Genomic DNA, 18,319 nt, shown 5'->3' on the forward strand with positions numbered 1-18,319 from the left:
GCTCCAGGCCACCACGGCCACCTTCCGGCCCCCGTAGCTCAGTGGATAGAGCAGGTGCCTTCTAAGCACTTGGCCGCAGGTTCGAGTCCTGCCGGGGGCACTTTTCCCGTCCCACCCCGAAGCCCTCCCCCGTGGAGGGCTTTCGTGCAGGTCAGGGCACTTTAGCCTGGACTCCGTAGCGATGACGTAAGCCCGGACACGGCACCGGGCGGATGGCGTGCCCCTCCGCCGCCGATCGCGCCTCGGCCCGTGCCCCTCGCCGGCTGCGGACGGCGGACACGGCCCGAGGCGTGGACAGCGGTCAGCGCTGCCCGCCCCCGTGTTTCATCGGGTCAGCGCGACCGGGAGCCTGGTGATGCCCTGGATGAAGTTCGACCGCAGCCGGCGCGGCGGTCCGGCGACCGCGATCCTCAGGTCCGGATCGAGCAACTTGCGGAAGAGAACGGTCAGTTCCGTGTGCGCGAGCATGGCGCCGATGCACCGGTGGATGCCGATGCCGTACGACATGTGCTTGTTGGGGCTACGGGTGATGTCGAAGGACTCGGGGTTCCGGAACTGTGCGGGGTCCCGGTTGGCGGAGACGTTCCACTTCGTGACGGACTCACCGCGCCGGATGTCCTTGCCCCGTACGACCGTGTCACGCAGGGCGACCCGGTGCACATAGAGGTTGGTCGAGTTCCACCGCAGGATCTCGTTGAGAGCGCCGTCCAGCAGCTGAGGGCTGCTGCGGAGCCGCCCGAGCTGATCGGGGTGCTCATCGAGGGCCACCACGCCGGCGCAGGCCGTGTAGGAGGAGGTCTCGTCGCCGCCCACCGCGATGTTCATGCAGTTGAAGAGGATCTCGTTCTCGGTCCACGGGCGGCCGTTGAGTTCGGCCCCCAGCAACCGGCTGATGAGGTCGTCACCCGGGTTCGCGCGCTTCTCGCGCAGGAGCTCGGCGCAGAATTCGAAGATGTCCGCCTGAATCACGGCGAGCCGCAGCCGCTCGTCGTCCTCCGCGTCGGTGACCAGGAGCGGGTCCCGGTAGCCGATCATGCTGCGGGTCAAGCCGATGAGCTCGTGGGCCCGGGAGCGGGAGATCCCCATCATCACCATCAGCGCCCCGGCCGGGAGTTCCTCGGCGATGTCGGTGGAGAAATCGCAGCCGCCATCGGCCAGCGCCCGCCCGATGGCGGCGTCCACCAGCTCCCCGACCTGATGGGCGACCTGCTTGATGACGTGCTGGGAGAACGTCTGGTGCAGCTGCTGGCGGAGCATCCGGTGGCGCGGCGGGTCGGTGGAGACCAGCATCTGGCCGGCCGAGGGGTCGCCGTCGCTGTACAGGGAGCCGCCCAGCATGGGGCCGGCCTCCGAGCTGAAGTCCGTGTGGTTGAGGTAGCCGGCCGCCACGTCCTCGTAGGTGGTCAGCGCCCAGAAGCCGGGGCCGTCACCGGTGGCGTGCCAGTGCACCGGGTCGTTCTCCCTGAGCCAGGAGAACATCTCGTAGTGGCGCTGCTCCACGAACTGGTCCGGGTCGGTCAGATCGATCTGGACTGCGGTGGGGGAGGTCATGCGCGCTGCGGCTCCTTGTCCTGGCTGGGTTGGCTGTCCTGACTGCCCTTGCTGTCCTTGCTGTCCTTGCTGTCCTTGCGGTCCCTGATCAGCCGGGCCAGGTCTTCGAGGCGGCCGGTGGCGAGGACCTCACGGGCGCTGACCTGCACGTCCAGGTCACGGGTGAGCCGACGCAGCATCCTGAAGGACAGCAGCGAGTTGCCACCGAGGGCGAAGAACTCGTCGGTGGCGCCGACCTGTTCGACGGCGAGCAGCTGGACCCACAGGTCGGCGAGGTAGCGCTCGATCTCGTCCCGCGGCGCCACGTGGTCGACGCTGCGGCGCAGCGTCTCATCGGCGAGGTCGCGCAGCCGTGCCAGGTCGCGCTTGCCGTGCGAGTTGGCCGGGATCTCGGTGACCCGGCTGATGGAGCTGGGGACCATGAAGTCCGGCATCTCCCGCTCGGCGTACGCGCGCAGCTGGTTCAGGGGTATCGAGTCGTCGTTGACCACGAGGGCGACCAGATGCTTGTCACTGCCCGAGCCGACCGCGAGCACGGCGACGTCCTGGATGCCGGCGCAGCGGGTGAGGATGCGCTCGACTTCCCGGGGCTCGACCCGGTAGCCGCGGATCTTCACCTGATCGTCGGCACGCCCCACGTAGGAAAGGACACCGTCGCCGTCGCGGCGTACGACATCGCCCGTGGCGTACATCCGTCCACCCCCCGCGGCGAACCGGTCCGGGTGGAACTTCTCGTCCGTCAGGTCCGGGCGGCCCAGGTAGCCACGGGCCACACCCGGGCCACCGATGAACAGTTCGCCCGCCTCCCCCTCGGCAACCGGTGCGCCGGTGGAGTCCAGGACGTAGAGGAAGCTGCCGTCGAGGGCGCGGCCGATCGGCACCGAGTCCGCGTCGGCCGCGAGTTCGGCGACGTGGTGGGCCGTACAGGCGGTGGCGCCCTCGGTCGGGCCGTAGAGGTTGTAGAGCAGGCCGGAGAAGGTGCCGGCGAGCAGCTCCCGGCAGGCGGAGGCGAGCACGACGTCGCCGCCGGTGCACAGCACACGCAGATCGGCGAAGGCTTCGCGGTCCTCGCGGACCACATGGTTGACGGCCATCGTGGGCACGAGCATGGCCGTGATCCGGCGGCGGCGCAGCTCCCGCTTGATGTCGCGGGTCAGCAGATCCGGCATGGTCGGCAGGACGACGATCTCAGCGCCGCCCGCGAAGCCGCACCAGGTCTCCCAGTGGAAGGCGTCGAAGGAGAGGCTGGAGACGGCGCCGACACGGTCCTGTGAAGTGAGGGCGGGCAGCGCCGGGTTGGTGGCGAAGTGGACCAGGTTGCGGTGTTCCAGGACGACGGCCTTGGGCTTGCCCGAGGAACCGGAGGTGAACAGGACCGCGGCCGCGTCCACCCCCTCGGCCTCGGGAAGCTCCTCACGCAGGGGCTTGTCATGGTCGTCGAGTACGAACTCGAGGATGTCCAGGTCCTCGTCGCCGAGGGAGGCGAGGCGCGTCGCCCAGCCCGGCTCCGTGACGACCAGCGAGGGCTGGCTCTCCGTGATCATCAGGTCGCGGCGGGCGTCCGGGTAGCGGGCGTCGACCGGAACGTACGCGGCGCCCGCCTTGAGGATCCCGAGCAGGGCCACGTAGACCTGCACCCCGCGGTCCAGGCAGTAGGCGACGTGATCCTCACGGCCGATGCCCCGGTCGCGCAGTGTCTGGGCGAAGGAGTCGGAGCGGGCGTCGAGCTCCGTGTACGTGAGGGCCGTGTTCTCGTCACGGACCGCGACACCCTCCGGCCGGCCCCGCACTGCCCCCCGGAACATTTCCAACAGAGTCACAATGGTCCCCCTAGGAATTACCATCTCAGAACAGCACGAACAGCAGAGTTCGTACGAGAATTCAACGCGGCCACTTAGGGTCCATTGAGCGGACCACCCAGGCAGCGGGAAACAAGCTAGGCAGTCCCGGCAGTGGCCGACAACTCCGTATCATCATCCGAGATGGGCAATCTGGAGCTTATCCCGGAAATCCCTTGATCGCCCCGACCTCATCCACTAGGAAGGATGTCGACACTTATCAGAAAGGCTCTCATGCCCGAGACTTACATACGCACGGGAAACAGCAGTGCGCCGGTCCGTTTCCTGGCTTTCCATCACGCCGGAGGCTCCGCCTCCTCTTTCCTGCCGGTGGCCCAGAAATTGCAGGATTCCTGCGAGAGCGTGCTCTTCGAACTCGCCGGGCGCGAGCCGGGCGAGGAGGCAGTTCGCGCCCGCAGTTTCAAAGAAGCGCTGGAGCGTCTGCAGCCGGATGTGGAAGCACTCGTCGACCGGCCCGTGGTGGTCATGGGGCACAGCCTCGGCGCCCTCTTCGCCTACGCCGCGGTGCAGGCACTCGGCGCCGAAAAGCGGTCCCTGGTCACCCGGGTCGTGGTTTCCTCCTCCCGGTCCGCACGGGCCACCGCGGATTCGGCGACCATGCCGTCGGAGCCATTCGTGGTCCGGAATCACGAACAGCTGCTCGCCGCACTTCACGCGTTCGGTGGATGCCCTCCCGAAATGTTCGAGGACGAGGAATTCCTGGACTACGCGCTCAGCCTGCTCGGGCACGACCTACACCTGGCCGACACTTTTTCACAGGTCGACCAGGAGGAATGGATGCCGCTGGAGGTCTGGTACGGAATGGACGACAACACGCTGATCGAAAAGGAGCTCACGTCGTGGCAGAATCCGTCTGCCACACCCGCCCCTTTCCGGGGATTTCCCGGAGGTCACTTCTATGTCTATGAACGGCCCGAACCCGCACGGGCCCTGCGCGAGCTGATCGAGGTCGCGGTCGGCGCCCGCTGACCGGACCCCGGCGGGCGGCTCCGCGAAGTGGCCGCCGAGGTGCCCGCCGAGGTCACGGTCAGTCGAGGTCGAGGTCGAGGTCGCGGTCGCGGTCGCGGTCAGCCGAGAAGGCGCAGCAGGGCCATGTACGTACAGGTACCGGTGACGATGCCGAGCAGAGCGTTGCGCTTCCAGTGGTACGCCGCGGCGGTCGCGACGATGCCTCCCACGGCCGGCACGTAGTCGGAGAGGGCCTCGGTCTCCAGGGAACTGACGCTGTACAGCACCAGGATCACCATGACGCCGGGCGGCATCAGCCCGCCGAGGGAACGCATGACCGGCGAGTCCGAGACCCGCTGCAGCATCACGAACGGCGCGGCGCGCAGGGCGAGGGTCACCGCCGCCATGACCGCGACGGCCGCGATCAGGTAGCCGCCGCTCACCGCGACGCCTTCAGTGCCCGTCGGCTGTCCCGCACGGCTTCCGCAGCCACCATCACCAGGAATACCGCCATGGCCACGGTGAGGAACTGCTTGTTCCCGGCGAAGGTTCCCGCCACGCCCGCCACCGCTCCGTACAGCATGGGCCTGGCGTTCTCCCGCTTGTAGAAGTGCTCCTGGGCCAGCACCACGAAAAGTGCGGTGAGCGCGAATTCGATCCCCTGGATCCCGCTGGGCAGCGCCATCGAGGCAACGGCACCGATCGTGGAGCCGATGATCCACCAGGCATGGCTGAACAGCTGGATGAACAGGATGCGCCGACCCGAAAGGGACTCCCCCGCCTTGGCCGCGATCAACGAGTAGGTCTCATCGGTCAGGGCGAACACGCCGTAGGCGCGGCGCGCGGAGCCGTCCAGCTTGCGCAGCGGGAAGGAGAGTCCGTAGAAGACGTGGCGAAAGTTGATCACGAGCGTGGTCGTGGCGAGCTGAAGAAGCGGAATTCCGGCTGCCAGCAACGGAACGGAGAGGAACTGCATCGCGCCGGCGAATACGAGGACGCTCGACAGCGGCGCCCAGTACCAGTCCAGGCCCGCATCCACCATGAGCAGCCCATAAGCAGCTCCGAGCGGGATGTATCCCATGGCCACCGGCACCGTGTCCCGCAGCGCCAGGCGTACTACAGGATCTAACCTTTCCACGCCCACTTCGTGTACCGATTCGTGCGTATCGGTCACTTCCGTACGTCCCCCTCCCCCAGGAAGTCCTCCGGTGAAAACCCGGCGGACATGCCACTCAATACGTGATCACATCGTCGATCGAACTGTCAAACAGCAACCATTACCTGGACGGCCGGGATCGATTTCAGCGGCGCCCGATCGCCGATCGTCCCGATGATTCGCCCGTAATATGCGCGCGCCGTCATACGGAACCGGAATTCCCTCCTCCTTCCTGGAATGGCCGGAATGCGCGGGGCAGGTGGCGTCGCAGGCGTTCCTTCCGGGATCCCTGGAGGTCACCAGGGCGCGGAGGCTGCGGCCGAAGTTCCAGGCGTGGATGCGCGCCTTCGCCTCCAGGGCCTGGTAGACGGCTCCTTGGGCGGTCATCTGACCTGCGTGCTGGCGGTACCGGTAGACCGGCCGGGGCAGGAGGATGCCGGGAGCGAGGCCGGTGATGCCCAGGGCCGAGACGTAGTCCTCGCCCTGGACCAGCCCGCCCATGGGGGCGGCGCGTACGAGATCGGTGCGGGCCAGGATCGTGGTGGGGCCGATCGGGATGGTGTGCGAAGGGCTCTTCCAGTACGCCCACACGTCCCCGGCCTCGTGCCGTCCGGGCGGGGTGGGGCACCTCCACAGGGTGGTCGAACCGTCCGGGTGGAGGTCTTCGCTGTATCCGGCGACCCAGCCGACCCCGGCGTGCCTGAACTCCGTCAGCCGCGCGCCGAGACTGTCCTCGGTGAGTTCGTCGTCATCGTCGGCCCAGTTCATCAAGGGGGTACGCACCTCGTTGAGCGCGAGGTTGCGGGCGCACGCGGCTCCGACGGGGCGGGGCAGCGCGAGTGTCCGCACGCGCGGGTCCTCGGCCAGGGGCGCGGGCAGGCGGGCGGGGTCGGCGCCGTCGATCGCGATCACGGCCTCCCACGGCACGCTCTGCCGGCACAGGCTGGCATGCATGGCGTCGAGATAGCCGAGCCGGTCCTCGCGCAGCTGGGTGGCGATGACGATCGTGATCTCGGGGCGGGCATACGGGGACAGCGGATTCTCCAGGAGAAGCAATGCGGATTGCGGAGCGGGGAGAAGCTTCACCCCGGCATTCCTGGATCAGCAACAGCAATCAAACGTGACAATTGGGTCGAATGGCGAGATGGGGGCGGCTTCGGTGGCTGATATTGAGCGGCGTATCGGCTCCGCATCAGGAACTCCCCCAGACGTGTCAGCTTCATATCAGGAACTCCCCGAGGCGTGTCAGCTCCGTATCAGGAACTCCGGTCGACCCGCCGGGCGCCGCACGGCCCGACAGCCGGCCGTGTCCGCCGTGCGGTGCGACGACGGGGCCCCTGCGCGGCGTCCCGCCGGGTGGAGCGGTCAATATGTTTGCGCGCAAGCCGGTTAGTGGTTTAGACCAAATGGTGAGATGGCCGTTGACTCCTCCCATGGGTCACGTGTGAACATGATCAACGCATGGGCCGCCGCCGTGGATACCGCATTGTCGGGACATGGGCGGCGAGAATGGGGGATTCTGCTATGCGCGTGTCTCTATTGGGACCTATATCCATCCAAACGACTCAGGGAACATTCGCCGTCAGGGGAGAACGGCTCTGCACCTTGCTCGCCCTTCTGGCGAGCGCTTCTCCTGCAATCGTTTCCAACGCCGCGCTGGTGGGCGAGATCTGGACCCGGGGAAGCCCCGAGAAGACCGACAACGCCCTGCACGCCCTGATGTCCAGGCTGCGCAGGGACCTGGACTCCGCCTGCGGAGCCGGGTTCGCCAATGCCCGCGTGGTCACCGGCCGGCCGGGGTACGGACTGCGGTTAGGCGAGAACGAGGTCGACTCGCACCTCTTCGACCGGCTGTGCGCCGAGGCCCGTGCGGTGAGCGGGGAGGAGGCGCTGGTTCTGTACGACCGCGCGTTGTCCCTGTGGCGCGGGCCCGCCCTGGGCGGAGTGTCGGACGGCGCCTGGCTGCGCGGCGTCCAAGCCCGGCTGGAAGAGAGCCGGCTGGCCGCCACCAGCGAGAAGATCAACATTCAGCTCGTCCTCGGCCATCACGCACAAGTCCTGTGTGAACTCCAGGAGTTGACGGCGCTGTATCCGGTGCATGAGGACTACTCCCGCCAGCTCATGATCGCGCTCTACCGGGCAGGGCGACAGACGGAGGCCCTGACGGAGTACGCCCGTATCAGGCGGGCCTTGCGCGAGGGGCAGGGCGTCGAGCCCTCCCCTCTGCTGAGGGAATGCCTGACGGCCGTCCTGCGGCACGACATCCCGTCCGCCGATGCGCGGGTTCCCGCTTCGGCGGCGTGAGGGGACCAGGCCAGAAGAGGTGAATGCGTTGACATATTTTCCGCTCTCGCCGGAACAAGAGAGCATGTATTTTCTCGAAGGGCTATTCGGGCCGGGGATCTTCCACAACATGCGCGTCACGGTGGCCGTGCCCGAGGGGGTGGGCGTCGACGCCGTGCGTGACGCCGTGACCCGCTTCCAGCAGCGCCAGGACGCGCTGCGCACCCACCTCTGCGGGCGCTCCCCCTTCGTGCAGACGGTGACCGCCGCCACGGCCGGCCTGGTCGTCACCACGGCCGGGCCCGGGGAGGACGCCGTAGCGCTCCTGGAGCGACGGCGCGGCGAACTGCTCAACACCGAGCAGCGCCGCGGCGAAGCCGCCCGTACCCACTTCGAACTCGTCCAGGACGCGGAGGGGCGTACCCGTCATCTCACCGTCGCCCTCGATCACTTCACGTGCGACGGCAACTCGGCGGCGATCGTCGCCGCCGATCTGACCCGTCTCCTCGAGGGAGGCGGAGACCTCGAGCCGCTCCCCAAGGGCTTCGCGGAGTTGTGCCGCGACCGGACGACCGGGGCGGGTGCGCGGCGCGAGAAGGAACTGAGGGGCTGGACCGAGGCCTTGGAGGGCGTCGAGCCGCTCACCGGGCTCATGCCGCACCGGCCCGCCGACGGGCCGGCGCCCCTGACCCGAAGTCAGGTCGACAGCACCTTCGTCGGGTCGGAGCTGCACGATCTGGTGACGGCGGTGAGCGCGACCCACGAATCCACGCCCTTCGCGGTGATGGCCTCCCTCACGGCGCTGGCCATCTGGCGCCGCAGCGGCCGCAACCGCTTCGTCCTCTTCAGTCCCGTCTCCACGCGCCGCGACGCCGCCTCGGAAGTCGCCGTCGGGCTCTTCGCCCATGACCGGCCCGTGGTCTGCCGGGTGGACCCCGACCAGCCTCTGTCGGCCTTCATGAAGGCGATGATGGCCGGCACCTGGCGCGGGTTCCGGGGAGCACTCCTGAGCGTTTCCGAACTGGCCTGGGAGATCCCGGAGTTCGGCCGGACCCTGCTCGACGACGGAGCGGAGTACATCCAGCTGCACGTCTGGATGGAGGACGCCGACGACGCCCATGCCGCCGATCCGGTGGAGCGGCGCGTCGTGACCGGGCACGGCGCGTTCGAACCCTCGCACGATCTGACCGTGACCACCTGGCGGTTCGGCTTCTCGCCCCGCCGGACGACCCTCCGTTCGTACTTCGGAGGGCCGGCCGGGGGCCTGGAGGCCTCCGAGGAGATCGGCCACGAAGTACTGGCCCTGCTGCGGGCCGCCGCCGGAGCCGACGACGGTCCGGTCAGCCGCCTCGTCGAGTCGACGCTCGGCGCGGCGACCGTCTCGCCACATCGCCCGGAGCACTGAGGAGAAGCACATGGAAGAGGAAATCAGGAAGGTCATCTCCGAGGTGCCCAAGCTCCGCGAGATCGTGCCGCAACTGGCGGCCGGCGGGGACCTGTGGGACGCCGGCATGGATTCGATGACCAGCGTGCAGATGATGCTGCGACTGGAGGACCACTACGGGGTGGAGTTCCCCGACGGGTCCCTGACCCGGGACACCTTCGCCAGCATCCGCAGTCTCGGGACGGTGCTCGCCCCGCTCCTCGAAGAACGGAAGGCCACCACCGGATGACCTCGCCCACGGGGGAACACCTCCCCCCGGACATCGAACAGGCCGTACGGGCCGCGGCAGAGCAGGCCGCCGCGTCCGCCGCCGACGTCGACCGCGGGGCCCGGCTGCCCGCCGAGGCGCTCAAAGTGATCCGCGATACCGGTCTGTTGACCGCCGTGGCCCCCGTCGAGCTGGGCGGGGCCGGCCTCGGCCCGGCCGCCCTCGTGACCGTCGCCGAGCGGCTCGCCCGCGGCTGCGGGGCCACCGCGATGATCTGGGCCATGCACCAAGCCCAGCTGGCCTGCCTGGTGCGCCACCACCCGGACGCGCCGCTGACGCGGCGGGCCGTCGCCGACCGCTGGCTGATCGCCTCGGTGACCAGCGAGCGCGGAGTCGGCGGGGATCTGGGCAGCAGTCTGGCGGGCGTCGGCGGCGGTGAGGGCGGGAGCGGGGGCACCCGTACGCTCGAGAAGGAGGGCACGACCGTCTCCTACGGAGCGCACGCGGACGCCTACCTGATCACCGCCCGCAAGAGCGCGGACGCCGGCGCCGGCGGTCAGGTGGCCGTGCTGGCCACCCGCGACCAGACCGAGCTGGTACAGACCGGCGAGTGGGACACGCTCGGCATGCGCGGCACCTGCAGCCCCGCGTTTCGGCTGCGGGCCTCGTTCGACGAGTCGCAGGTCCTGCCGGTCCCCTTCGGGGAGATCGCGGCTCGCACCATGGTGCCGCTGTCCCACCTGCTGTGGGCCGGCGTCTGGAGCGGGCTCGCCGCCGAGGCGGTCCACCGGGCGGTGTCGTACGTCCGCGAGAAGGCCCGCTCGGGCGCGCCCGCACTCGTGCCCGCCCTCGCCGCGGCGCACGCGAAGCTGGCGGGGATACGGGGCCAGGTGGACGCGGCGGTACGGGCCGCCGCACCCGTGCTCCACGCGGGCCAGGAGCCGACACTGGGCCTGGGCATCGAGCTGAACGCCCTCAAGGTGGGTGTCTCGGAGAACGCCGTCGAGACGGCCCGGCTCGCCCTCCAGGTCTGCGGCATGGCCGGCTTCGCGGAGCCCGGCCCCCACTCCGTCGCCCGGATCCTGCGCGACACCTACTCCGCGCCGCTGATGATCGGCAACGGCCGGCTGCTGGCGGCCAACGCACAGTCACTACTGCTCGCCAAGGGGGAACGATGACCACGTCGGTACCGACGACCGCGCACCGGGCCGGAGCACCCGGGGTGACCCTCGCTCCCGGCAGGGACGTCCGCGTCATCGACGGGCTGCGCGCCGGCCTCGCCGCGCTGTTCGGCACGCAGACCCTGGAGCACTACAGCGCCCCGCCGGTGATCGCCCGCGCCACCCTGGACCTCGCCGGGTACCCGCAGTCGTTCCCCCAGCTCCTCGGCACCGTGCAGGGCAACCCGGACGGCGGCGAGCCCGGCCCGACGGACCTGGCCCTCACCTCGGCGGCCTGCCACCACCTGTACCCGCTGGTCGCCGGAGAGACGATCACGGGGGAACGTTCCCTGAGCGTGGAGGCCACCTGCTACCGGGGCGAGGCCACCTCGGAGACCGGGCGGCTCCGCTCCTTCCGGATGTACGAGATCGTGCGGTTCGGGGCTCCGGACGCCGTCGAAGGCTGGCGGGACGAGGTACTGGTGGTCGCCGACGGCTGGCTGCGCGGGCTGGGTCTGGCCACCGAGGTGATCGCTGCCAGCGACCCCTTCTTCGGCCGCCCGGGCCGCCTGGTGGCAGCCGTACAGCGGGCCGAGGAGCTCAAATGGGAGGTGACCACCGAGCTCGCCGACGGGCTCGTGCAATCGATCGCCTCGGCCAATTGGCACAAGGAGCACTTCGGAGAGACGTTCGGCTTCACGCTGCCCGACGGGTCCTTCGGTCACAGTGCCTGTCTGGCCTTCGGCCTGGACCGCATCCTGATCGCACTGCGCCACCGGCACGGCGACGACCTCGCGTCCTGGCCGCCGGCCGTCCGCCGGGTGCTGGACCTCTGACACGGCTGGACCTCTGACACCGCTGGGCCTCTGACACCGCTGGAGCTCCGACACCACTGGAACTCCGACACGGCTGGAACGACCCGCCACCGCGCAGTACTTCGCCCCGCCGACCGACCGGTCGACGGGGCGAAGCAATGCCCGGATGAAGCGGCCTCATCCGCCACGGGCCTCAGATCCTGGCGGCGACGATCAGGCCCGAAGACCAGTCGAGGCGGGTCGCCCTGAGCCGCCCGTCGGACATCAGGCGCTCCGCCAGCGCCTCGGCCTTCGGGCCATGCCCGGCGGGCCAGGAGGGCTGGGGCAGCAGGTCGTCCACCACGTACAGCGCCCCCGGGGCGAGCAGTTCCAGGGTCTCGTCGAGCCTTTCGAACTTCCCGGCCCAGGTATCGGCGAAGACCAGGTCGAACCGGTCTCCTTCGAGCCGCTCGATCAGCGCACCGGCATCACCGTGGACGAACCGCACCCGCGGGTCGTGCCCGAGATGCAGCCGGGCCACCTCGACCAGGGGCGACTCGCTCTCCACGGTCAGCAGCGTGCTGTCGGCGGCCATGCCGTCGAGCAGCCAGGCGGTGGACATGCCCGCTCCCGTGCCGAGTTCGAGGATCCGGCCACCGGGCCGGGCCGCCGCGAGGGTGCGCAGCAGCGCTCCGGTGCGCGGGTCGCACGACATGTCGAAGCCGAGCAGGGCACAGGACCGGGCGAGCGATTCCAGTACGTCGGCGGGCGATCCCGCCGGGTTCTCGGGCCGTACGGCCGCTGGTTCCACGCTCACCGGGTGCTCCTCAGCAGGACGGGCAGGCTGCGCGGCCTGCGGAAGGTGACGCCCACCACTGGCGGCACGGTCCCGTCCGGTGAGGACAGGGACGTCGTGCGCGCGAGCAGTTCGTCGACAGCGTATTCGATCTCGGCGGCCGCCAGCCGGTTTCCGGGGCAGGAGTGCCGGCCTCGGCCGAAGGTCAGTTCCGAGCGTTCGGAGCGGCCCGCCACGAACCGGTCGGCGTCCGCGAAGACGGTCTCGTCCCGGTTGGCGGAGGCCAGGTTCAGCTGTACCGCCGCTCCTGCCGGGATGGCGACCCCGCCGAGCTCCGTGTCCTGGCGGGCGTAGCGGAGGGTGAAGTGCATGGGGGGCTGCCAGCGCAGCACCTCGCGGACGAAGTCCGTCACGCTCACCCGCCCTTCGCGTAGATCCTCCTGGACGCCGTCGACCGTGAGCAGGCAGACCACCGCGTTGGCCAGGGAGCAGACCGTGGTCTCGGTGCCCGCGCTGAGCAGCAGGGTGGCGGTCCGGACGATCTCCGCCTCGGAGAGGTCCAGGCCGTCGGCCTGCGCGCAGCGCCCCAGGAGGCCGCCGCGCCCGAGGCCCTTGCGGAGCACCTCGGCGGTGTGCGCCTCAAGGGCGTCGCGGGCATCGGCGGCCGGGCCGAGCGGGGCGGTGGTCCGGTCCAGGCAGTCGATGAGGGGGCGCAGCCGGTCGGCAAGCCAGTACCGGTCGGCGGGGTCGAGGCCGGTGAGGGCCACCGCCACCCGCAGCGGCAGTTCCATGGCGAAGTTCTCCACGAAGTCGCCCGCGCCCAGGGCCGACATTCTTGTCGCGAGCTCCGCCGCGGTGGGCCTGACCACCCGCTCGATCAGTGTCCGTACGGCGGTCCCGGTCAGGTCGGCGTTCACGAAGGGCCGCAGCCGGGTGTGGTCGGGGCCGTCGGTGTCGAGCAGCGTCGGCCCCAGTGCCTGGCGGCTGCGCCGGAAGGGGTGCTCCACGGTGAAGTGCGAGCTGCGGAACACGGTGTCGGCGGGGGCGTGGCCGTGGACGAAGAAGCACCGGTGGACCTCCGACCAGCCGACCGGCCGGTGCTCGCGGAACCAGGCGTAGTACGCCCAGGGGTCCTGCGGATGCAGGGAGGCGTCGAAGTCGGCGAGCCCCTCGGCGTCCGCCGGTTCGACGAGGGCCGGTTCGACGACGGCCGGTTCGACGACGGCCGGCCGCATCAGACGTCCATGCGCAGGGGGCCGGTCCCCGCGATGTAGTCGTGGAGTCCGCAGACCTCGCTGAGCCGGTGGCCTCCCCGCAGCGCCTCGCGCAGTTGCTCCTCCTGCCCTTGCAGGATCCTGGCCGCGGAGAACACGGCCGACAGGTGCCGGGCGCGCACGAGTACGACGGCGTCCTCGTCGCCGAAGACCCAGTCACCGGCGCCGACCTCGATCGTCGCGTCGACGCTCCCGGACTCGTCGACGATCGGGACCGTGACCTCCATGGGCAGCTGGGCGGCCGGGACCAGCGCGGTCTTCGCCGAGATGATGTCGACCTCGGTCGAGTACACGGCGAGGTCGAGGCCCCGCAGATAGCCGACGTCCCGGACGGCGCCGTTGACCACCAGGCCGCCCAGCCCCTGGGCGACGGCGGCCGTGGCCAGGATGTCTCCGGCAAGCGCCTCGGAGCGCGGGGCGGTGTTGGTGACCAGCAGGACGTGTCCCGGCGGAGTGGCGTCGAGGCCCTGCAGGACCGGGAGCATGTCGTTGTCCGTGGCGACGGGGAAGGCCGGGCCCGCGAGGTGGGTGACCGGGGTGCGGCGCTGCAGCGGCCAGGCCACCACCTCGACGTACTTGGGCGCCGCGTCCCGCAGCTGGGCGCAGCCGAAGCCGGCGAAGTCCGCGCGGATCTCGGCGATCCGCTGCTCGTCGGGGGTGCTCATGCCGCCACCTCCGCCACGTAGGTGTCGTAGATGCGCTCCAGGTTGTGGAAGGTGCGCAGGGAGTCGGCGGTGAGCTCGATCTCCCGCCCGACGAGCTCCTCCAGGTGCATCAGGACCTCCACCATCGCGAAGGAGTCCAGGAAGCCGAGGTCCCAGAGGTTGTCCGCGGGGCCGGGCACCGGCAGTTCGCGGGGCGCCCTGAGGGTTCGTAGGGTGTCGGAGAATCGGGCGTAGAACTCTTCACGCTGCATGTGTGCTGCTCCTGTGGCAGAGGGTCGGTGGCGGCGGGCGTCTTCGTCAGACGGCCTGCTGCGCCTCGTGTACGAGTACGTCGAGCGCCTCGGCCAGCTGCTCGCGCGGGATGGTCAGCGGGGGTGCCACCCGGATCCGGTCGCCCGCCGCTCCCCCGGTGAAGGGCAGGACGCGGCGGCGTACGCAGCCGCGCACGACCTCCTTGGCGCGGGCGTGGCCGAACGACAGGGTGGGGCCCGTGATCTGGACGTCGTGGACGGCCGGGATGTCCCCGAGGCGCTTGGCACACAGTTCCAGTGCCTCGCTCACCTCGCCGACCAGGTCGTCCAGGGGGCTTCGGTCGATCCATTCGGCGACGGCCGCCGCCGCGCGGAAGCCGAGCACGCCGGTCTGGAAGGTGTGGGCGAGTGCGAGGGCGGTGCCCGCGCTCGCGTCGAACGCCTTCGGGTACACGACGGCGGACAGCGGGTAGATGCCGTTGGTCATGGACTTGCTGAACAGGTGGATGTCGGCGTCGATCCCCAGGGCCCGGGTGGGGCTGAGGTGGCCGTGCCGGTAGTAGCCGGCCTGGATCTCGTCCGCCACGACGACGACCCCGGCCCGCCGCGCCGCCGCGACGGTCGCCGTGAGCCACTCGGGGTCGATCGGCAGGTAGCCGTTGGCGCCCTGAACCGGCTCGAAGACGAAGCAGGAGACGTCCTCCCACGCACCGAACTCCGCGCCCGGCCTCAGACGCGTCACGAGCGGGTCGACCGCCGCCGTGAAGGCGGTGTTCTGCAGGGCCAGTTCGCGGTGCGTGCTGGTCGCGGCGAGGGCGTCGAGCCCCAGGCCGTGGAAGGCGCCTTCCAGGGTGAGCACCTTGCCCGGCCGGACCCGCTGGGCGATGGCAAGCGCGCTGGACACGGCGAAGCTGCCGCCGATCTGGAAGAGGACCTGATGGCCGGGAAGGCCCAGGCGGTCCGTGAGCCATTCGGCGAACTCCGCGGCCTCCGGCGGGTACACGCCGGCGGCCATGTCCGCGGTGAGGTCGAGGCAGGGAGTGATGAGGGGGTTGAGGTGGCCGAAGTTCACCGCGCCGTACGCGCTCATCAAGTCGGTGTACGAAGCGGTGTCGCCCTCGGCGTCGCGCAGGAGGAGCGTGGCGTTGTCGGCGCTCTGGAGGGTGAGCCCGCGGCCCAGCACGGAGGACTCGTCGAGCGGGCTGATCCGGGTGGTCATGAAGATCCTTCTGTCGCTGGTCCGCTCCCGGCGTACCGTGCGAGCAACCGCGCTCGGTCGATCTTGCCGTTGGGCGTGGTGGGGAGCGGTGAGTCGGTGAAGTGGAGGCTGTCGGGCACCATGTACGGCGGCAGCCGGTCCGCGCACCAGCGGCGGAGTTCCGCCGTGGCGAGCGGACCTGCGGGGGCGCGGTTACCCGGCATGTCGTGAATGTCGCGAGTGTCGTGGGAGTCTCGGGAGTCGGCAGGAGCCGGACGGCGGGCGATCACGGCCAGCAGCCCGTCGGCCGCCGCGGCGACGGCGGCCCGGGCGACTCGGGGATGGCTGCCCAACACCCGCTCGACCTCCTCCAGTTCGACGCGGTTGCCCCGCACCTTGACCTGGAGGTCGTCCCGGCCCCTGAAGTAGAGGTGTCCGTCCGCGCCGAGTTCGGCCCGGTCACCGCTGCGGAACACCGACTCGCGGTCGCGGGGGCGCAGCGGGTTCGGCACCAGGGCCCGGGCGGTGGCCTCGGGATCGCGCCAGTAGCCGGAGAAGAGGTTGTCGGCACGCAGGTACAGCTCTCCGGTCGTGCCCGCCTCGGTGACGGGTGCGCCGTCCTCGTCGAGCAGCAGCAGCTGAGCCCCCGGATGGCCCCATCCCATCGGCAGGTCGTCGCCGTCCTCGGGCAGCGGGTCGGGCAGGTCGAGGAAGGAGCAGGCCACGGACTCCGAGTGGCCGAAGCAGTTGATGATCCGCAGGCCGGGGAACGCCGCCCGCAGGGTGCGGAGTTCGGAGGCCGGAAAGCCCTCGCCGGCGAAGAGGACCGTACGGAGCGACGCGGCCCGGTGCAGTTCCCCCGGGACGTAGCGCAGGATGGAGGACCACAGCGAGGGCACGCCGTTCATCTGGGTCACACCCGTGGCGCCGAGGAAGTCGAGCATGCGGCGCGGCTGGTGGAAGAGGGTTCGGTCCACCAGGACGAGCGTGGCGCCGGAGCCCAGGGCGAGCCCGTAGTCGAGCAGGGAGAAGTCGAACTGCAGGGGCGAGAAGCTGCCGACCCGTGCGTCGCCGTCCAGGGCACAGTGCTCGGTCAGCCCCCGCCAGAAGGCCAGGACCGCCGTGTGGCTCATCATGATGCCCTTGGGTTCCCCGGTCGTCCCCGAGGTGAAGATGAGGTAGGCGAGGTCGTGCCCCGTGGTCTCCAGTCGGACCGGGCCCGGCGACGCCTCGCGGGGCCCGGAGAACTCCAGGGCCCCACCGTGCAGTCGGGCCCTGGACCACCGGGCGTCGGCCTCCGGGGACCGCGGACCGGTCCCGTCCTCGGCGATGAGCAGGACCGCCTCGGTGCGGTCGGCGAGGGAGCGGAAGCGGGCCTCGGGGGTTTCGGGAGCGACGGGAACGAACACCGCGCCCGTCATGGAGCAGGCGCACAGCAGAGCCAGCGCGTCGGGGGACGGGTCGAGGCCGAGTACGACCCGGTCCCCGGGCTCCACCCCCCAAGCGGCGAGCTGTCCGGCGAGGGTGGCCGCGCGGGAGGCGAGTTCGGCGTAGGTGAGGGTCGACTCACGGCCGATCACGGCGGGCCGGTCGCCGAGGCGGGCGGCGTGCCGCAGAAGGAAGTGGTGCAGCAGCGATGCGTGCCGCTGCTCGTACGGGAGTGCACCCGGAGCGGTCGGCGTCACTGGGCCTCCACCACGGAGACGCCCCACTGGTTGGGGCCGGAGGCGAGCAGCAGCATGCGTTCTCCTGGTACCGCCGGATTCGATGCGAGCGAGTCCGCGAGATTGATCAGGTTGTCGGAGGCCAGCGCGTGGCCGAGCCGCGGGATGTTCGCCATGAACACCTGGCCGACGGAGAATCCGGCGATCTCGGCGAGTCCGCGGTTGACACGGTTGTTGTAGTTGTTCGGCAGGACGCGGGAGATGTCCTGCGGGAGCGATCCGACCGCCGACAGGGCCGCCCCCGTCGTATGCGCGCAGCCCTTCCCGAACACGGACATGTGGCGCAGGAAGTTGACGGACGGGTCGATGTCCGCGAGGGCGGGATCGATGTGGAGTTCGGTACGGAGCAGGCGCAGCGAGCCGGGCAGCGGATCACGCGTCACGAGCACGCTGCTCGCCGCGTCACAGTGCACCGAGATGCCCCCGCTCACCGAGCGGTCGCCGTCGGGCCCGAGGGCGTCCGCGCAGATCACGAGGACGTCGCCGGCGGCATCCGCGCAGATCAGCGCCGCCGCCAGGTGCAGCGCGACGTGCAGGTTGGCGCAGTACCCGAGGGAGACTCCCAGCGGGAAGGCCTTCGTCAGGCCGAGGGACTGCTGCAGGCGGCCGCTGCCCACCTCATCCGTCGCGGACGGGTCGTGGTGGCTGTTGGTCGCGTGGATCACGTGGGTGATCGCGTCCCGCCGGCCCTGCCCGACCGCTTCGAGCGTGCGCAGCGCCGAGGCGTGCCCCAGCTGGGCACAGGTGCGGGAAGTGGTCCGGAAGTCCGACACCCCCAGCTCGCGCAGCCCGTCCAGGACATCCGCGGGGAAAGAGGTGAGATCCGACAGAGACCTTTCCTGTTCACCGAGTTCATAGGCGATTCCGGCGAGGAATACCGCAGTTCCCGTCATGACTTCCGCGTGCCCCCGTTATCAATTGATCGTCCGGCTCAGTGGAGCCCGCGATCCCTGGGGAAGTCCAGCGGTTTCGAGGGCCCGTACGGCCGTGTCAACGGGCCGTCAGACC

At 70.2% G+C, this 18,319-nt stretch carries 17 protein-coding genes, 1 tRNA gene and 1 pseudogene; 7 read left to right on the forward strand and 12 right to left on the reverse strand.

The window, feature by feature from the left end; all coding sequences use genetic code 11:
- Nucleotides 1–27 precede the first annotated feature (27 nt).
- Nucleotides 28–100, forward strand: a tRNA-Arg gene (locus OG435_RS16950).
- Nucleotides 101–324: 224 nt separating this feature from the next.
- Here the strand turns inward: OG435_RS16950 and OG435_RS16955 are convergent.
- Together OG435_RS16955 and OG435_RS16960 are read right to left on the reverse strand one after the other, a co-directional pair.
- Nucleotides 325–1,551, reverse strand: coding sequence for a cytochrome P450 (locus tag OG435_RS16955; RefSeq protein ID WP_266877679.1), 1,227 nt, complete (start codon nucleotides 1,549–1,551; stop codon nucleotides 325–327).
- The gene (locus OG435_RS16960; protein WP_266877680.1) at nucleotides 1,548–3,356 is read right to left on the reverse strand and encodes a non-ribosomal peptide synthetase; all 1,809 of its coding nucleotides are present in this window, start codon (nucleotides 3,354–3,356) and stop codon (nucleotides 1,548–1,550) included. Before OG435_RS16960 ends, OG435_RS16955 begins: the two co-directional genes overlap by 4 nt.
- A gap of 267 nt (nucleotides 3,357–3,623) precedes the next feature.
- On the opposite strand from OG435_RS16960, the gene OG435_RS16965 reads away from it, so the two are divergent.
- Nucleotides 3,624–4,379 (forward strand): thioesterase II family protein, encoded by a 756-nt coding sequence (locus OG435_RS16965; protein WP_266877681.1) that lies wholly within the window; start codon nucleotides 3,624–3,626, stop codon nucleotides 4,377–4,379.
- A 98-nt stretch (nucleotides 4,380–4,477) separates the two neighbouring features.
- On the opposite strand, the gene OG435_RS16970 is transcribed toward OG435_RS16965, so the two are convergent.
- The 3 genes and pseudogenes from OG435_RS16970 to OG435_RS16980 all read right to left on the reverse strand — a co-directional run.
- Nucleotides 4,478–4,801, reverse strand: coding sequence for a branched-chain amino acid transporter permease (locus tag OG435_RS16970; protein ID WP_266877682.1), 324 nt, complete (start codon nucleotides 4,799–4,801; stop codon nucleotides 4,478–4,480).
- Nucleotides 4,798–5,532, reverse strand: a complete 735-nt coding sequence (locus OG435_RS16975) for an AzlC family ABC transporter permease (protein WP_266877683.1) — start codon at nucleotides 5,530–5,532, stop codon at nucleotides 4,798–4,800. The genes OG435_RS16970 and OG435_RS16975 overlap by 4 nt, the downstream gene beginning before the upstream one ends.
- Nucleotides 5,533–5,811: 279 nt before the next feature.
- Nucleotides 5,812–6,519: pseudogene (locus OG435_RS16980) on the reverse strand (glycosyltransferase); the annotation flags it as partial.
- Nucleotides 6,520–7,119: 600 nt separating this feature from the next.
- On the opposite strand from OG435_RS16980, the gene OG435_RS16985 reads away from it, so the two are divergent.
- From OG435_RS16985 to OG435_RS17005, 5 genes are read left to right on the forward strand one after another with little or no spacing between them, the layout of a single operon-like run.
- Nucleotides 7,120–7,818 (forward strand): AfsR/SARP family transcriptional regulator, encoded by a 699-nt coding sequence (locus tag OG435_RS16985; RefSeq protein WP_266877684.1) that lies wholly within the window; start codon nucleotides 7,120–7,122, stop codon nucleotides 7,816–7,818.
- Complete coding sequence (locus OG435_RS16990; RefSeq protein ID WP_266877685.1) at nucleotides 7,790–9,202, forward strand: condensation domain-containing protein; 1,413 nt, start codon at nucleotides 7,790–7,792, stop codon at nucleotides 9,200–9,202. Before OG435_RS16985 ends, OG435_RS16990 begins: the two co-directional genes overlap by 29 nt.
- A gap of 10 nt (nucleotides 9,203–9,212) precedes the next feature.
- On the forward strand, nucleotides 9,213–9,470 hold the full coding sequence (locus OG435_RS16995) for an acyl carrier protein (RefSeq protein WP_266877686.1): 258 nt from the start codon (nucleotides 9,213–9,215) through the stop codon (nucleotides 9,468–9,470).
- Nucleotides 9,467–10,627: an acyl-CoA dehydrogenase family protein gene (locus OG435_RS17000; RefSeq protein ID WP_266877687.1), complete on the forward strand. Its 1,161-nt coding sequence runs from the start codon at nucleotides 9,467–9,469 to the stop codon at nucleotides 10,625–10,627. Before OG435_RS16995 ends, OG435_RS17000 begins: the two co-directional genes overlap by 4 nt.
- Nucleotides 10,624–11,445 carry a hypothetical protein gene (locus OG435_RS17005; protein ID WP_266877688.1) on the forward strand — a complete coding sequence of 274 codons (822 nt, stop codon included), beginning with the start codon at nucleotides 10,624–10,626 and terminating at the stop codon, nucleotides 11,443–11,445. The genes OG435_RS17000 and OG435_RS17005 overlap by 4 nt, the downstream gene beginning before the upstream one ends.
- Before the next feature lie 172 nt (nucleotides 11,446–11,617).
- On the opposite strand, the gene OG435_RS17010 is transcribed toward OG435_RS17005, so the two are convergent.
- The 7 genes from OG435_RS17010 to OG435_RS17040 are packed head-to-tail and all read right to left on the reverse strand — an operon-like array spanning nucleotide 11,618 to nucleotide 18,204.
- The gene (locus tag OG435_RS17010; protein WP_266877689.1) at nucleotides 11,618–12,220 is read right to left on the reverse strand and encodes an O-methyltransferase; all 603 of its coding nucleotides are present in this window, start codon (nucleotides 12,218–12,220) and stop codon (nucleotides 11,618–11,620) included.
- Entirely contained in the window at nucleotides 12,217–13,434 is a 1,218-nt protein-coding gene (locus OG435_RS17015) for a cytochrome P450 (protein ID WP_266877690.1), read from the reverse strand. Before OG435_RS17015 ends, OG435_RS17010 begins: the two co-directional genes overlap by 4 nt.
- Nucleotides 13,434–14,138, reverse strand: coding sequence for an RraA family protein (locus tag OG435_RS17020; protein WP_266877691.1), 705 nt, complete (start codon nucleotides 14,136–14,138; stop codon nucleotides 13,434–13,436). Before OG435_RS17020 ends, OG435_RS17015 begins: the two co-directional genes overlap by 1 nt.
- Nucleotides 14,135–14,389: a hypothetical protein gene (locus OG435_RS17025; RefSeq protein WP_266877692.1), complete on the reverse strand. Its 255-nt coding sequence runs from the start codon at nucleotides 14,387–14,389 to the stop codon at nucleotides 14,135–14,137. Before OG435_RS17025 ends, OG435_RS17020 begins: the two co-directional genes overlap by 4 nt.
- Nucleotides 14,390–14,435: 46 nt before the next feature.
- Nucleotides 14,436–15,608, reverse strand: a complete 1,173-nt coding sequence (locus OG435_RS17030; protein ID WP_266877693.1) for an aminotransferase class III-fold pyridoxal phosphate-dependent enzyme — start codon at nucleotides 15,606–15,608, stop codon at nucleotides 14,436–14,438.
- Complete coding sequence (locus OG435_RS17035; protein ID WP_266877694.1) at nucleotides 15,605–17,272, reverse strand: amino acid adenylation domain-containing protein; 1,668 nt, start codon at nucleotides 17,270–17,272, stop codon at nucleotides 15,605–15,607. Before OG435_RS17035 ends, OG435_RS17030 begins: the two co-directional genes overlap by 4 nt.
- The gene (locus tag OG435_RS17040; RefSeq protein WP_266877695.1) at nucleotides 17,269–18,204 is read right to left on the reverse strand and encodes a 3-oxoacyl-[acyl-carrier-protein] synthase III C-terminal domain-containing protein; all 936 of its coding nucleotides are present in this window, start codon (nucleotides 18,202–18,204) and stop codon (nucleotides 17,269–17,271) included. The genes OG435_RS17035 and OG435_RS17040 overlap by 4 nt, the downstream gene beginning before the upstream one ends.
- Nucleotides 18,205–18,319 lie beyond the last annotated feature (115 nt).

The sequence above is a fragment of the Streptomyces sp. NBC_01264 genome (genome assembly GCF_026340675.1).
Lineage (GTDB): Bacteria > Actinomycetota > Actinomycetes > Streptomycetales > Streptomycetaceae > Streptomyces.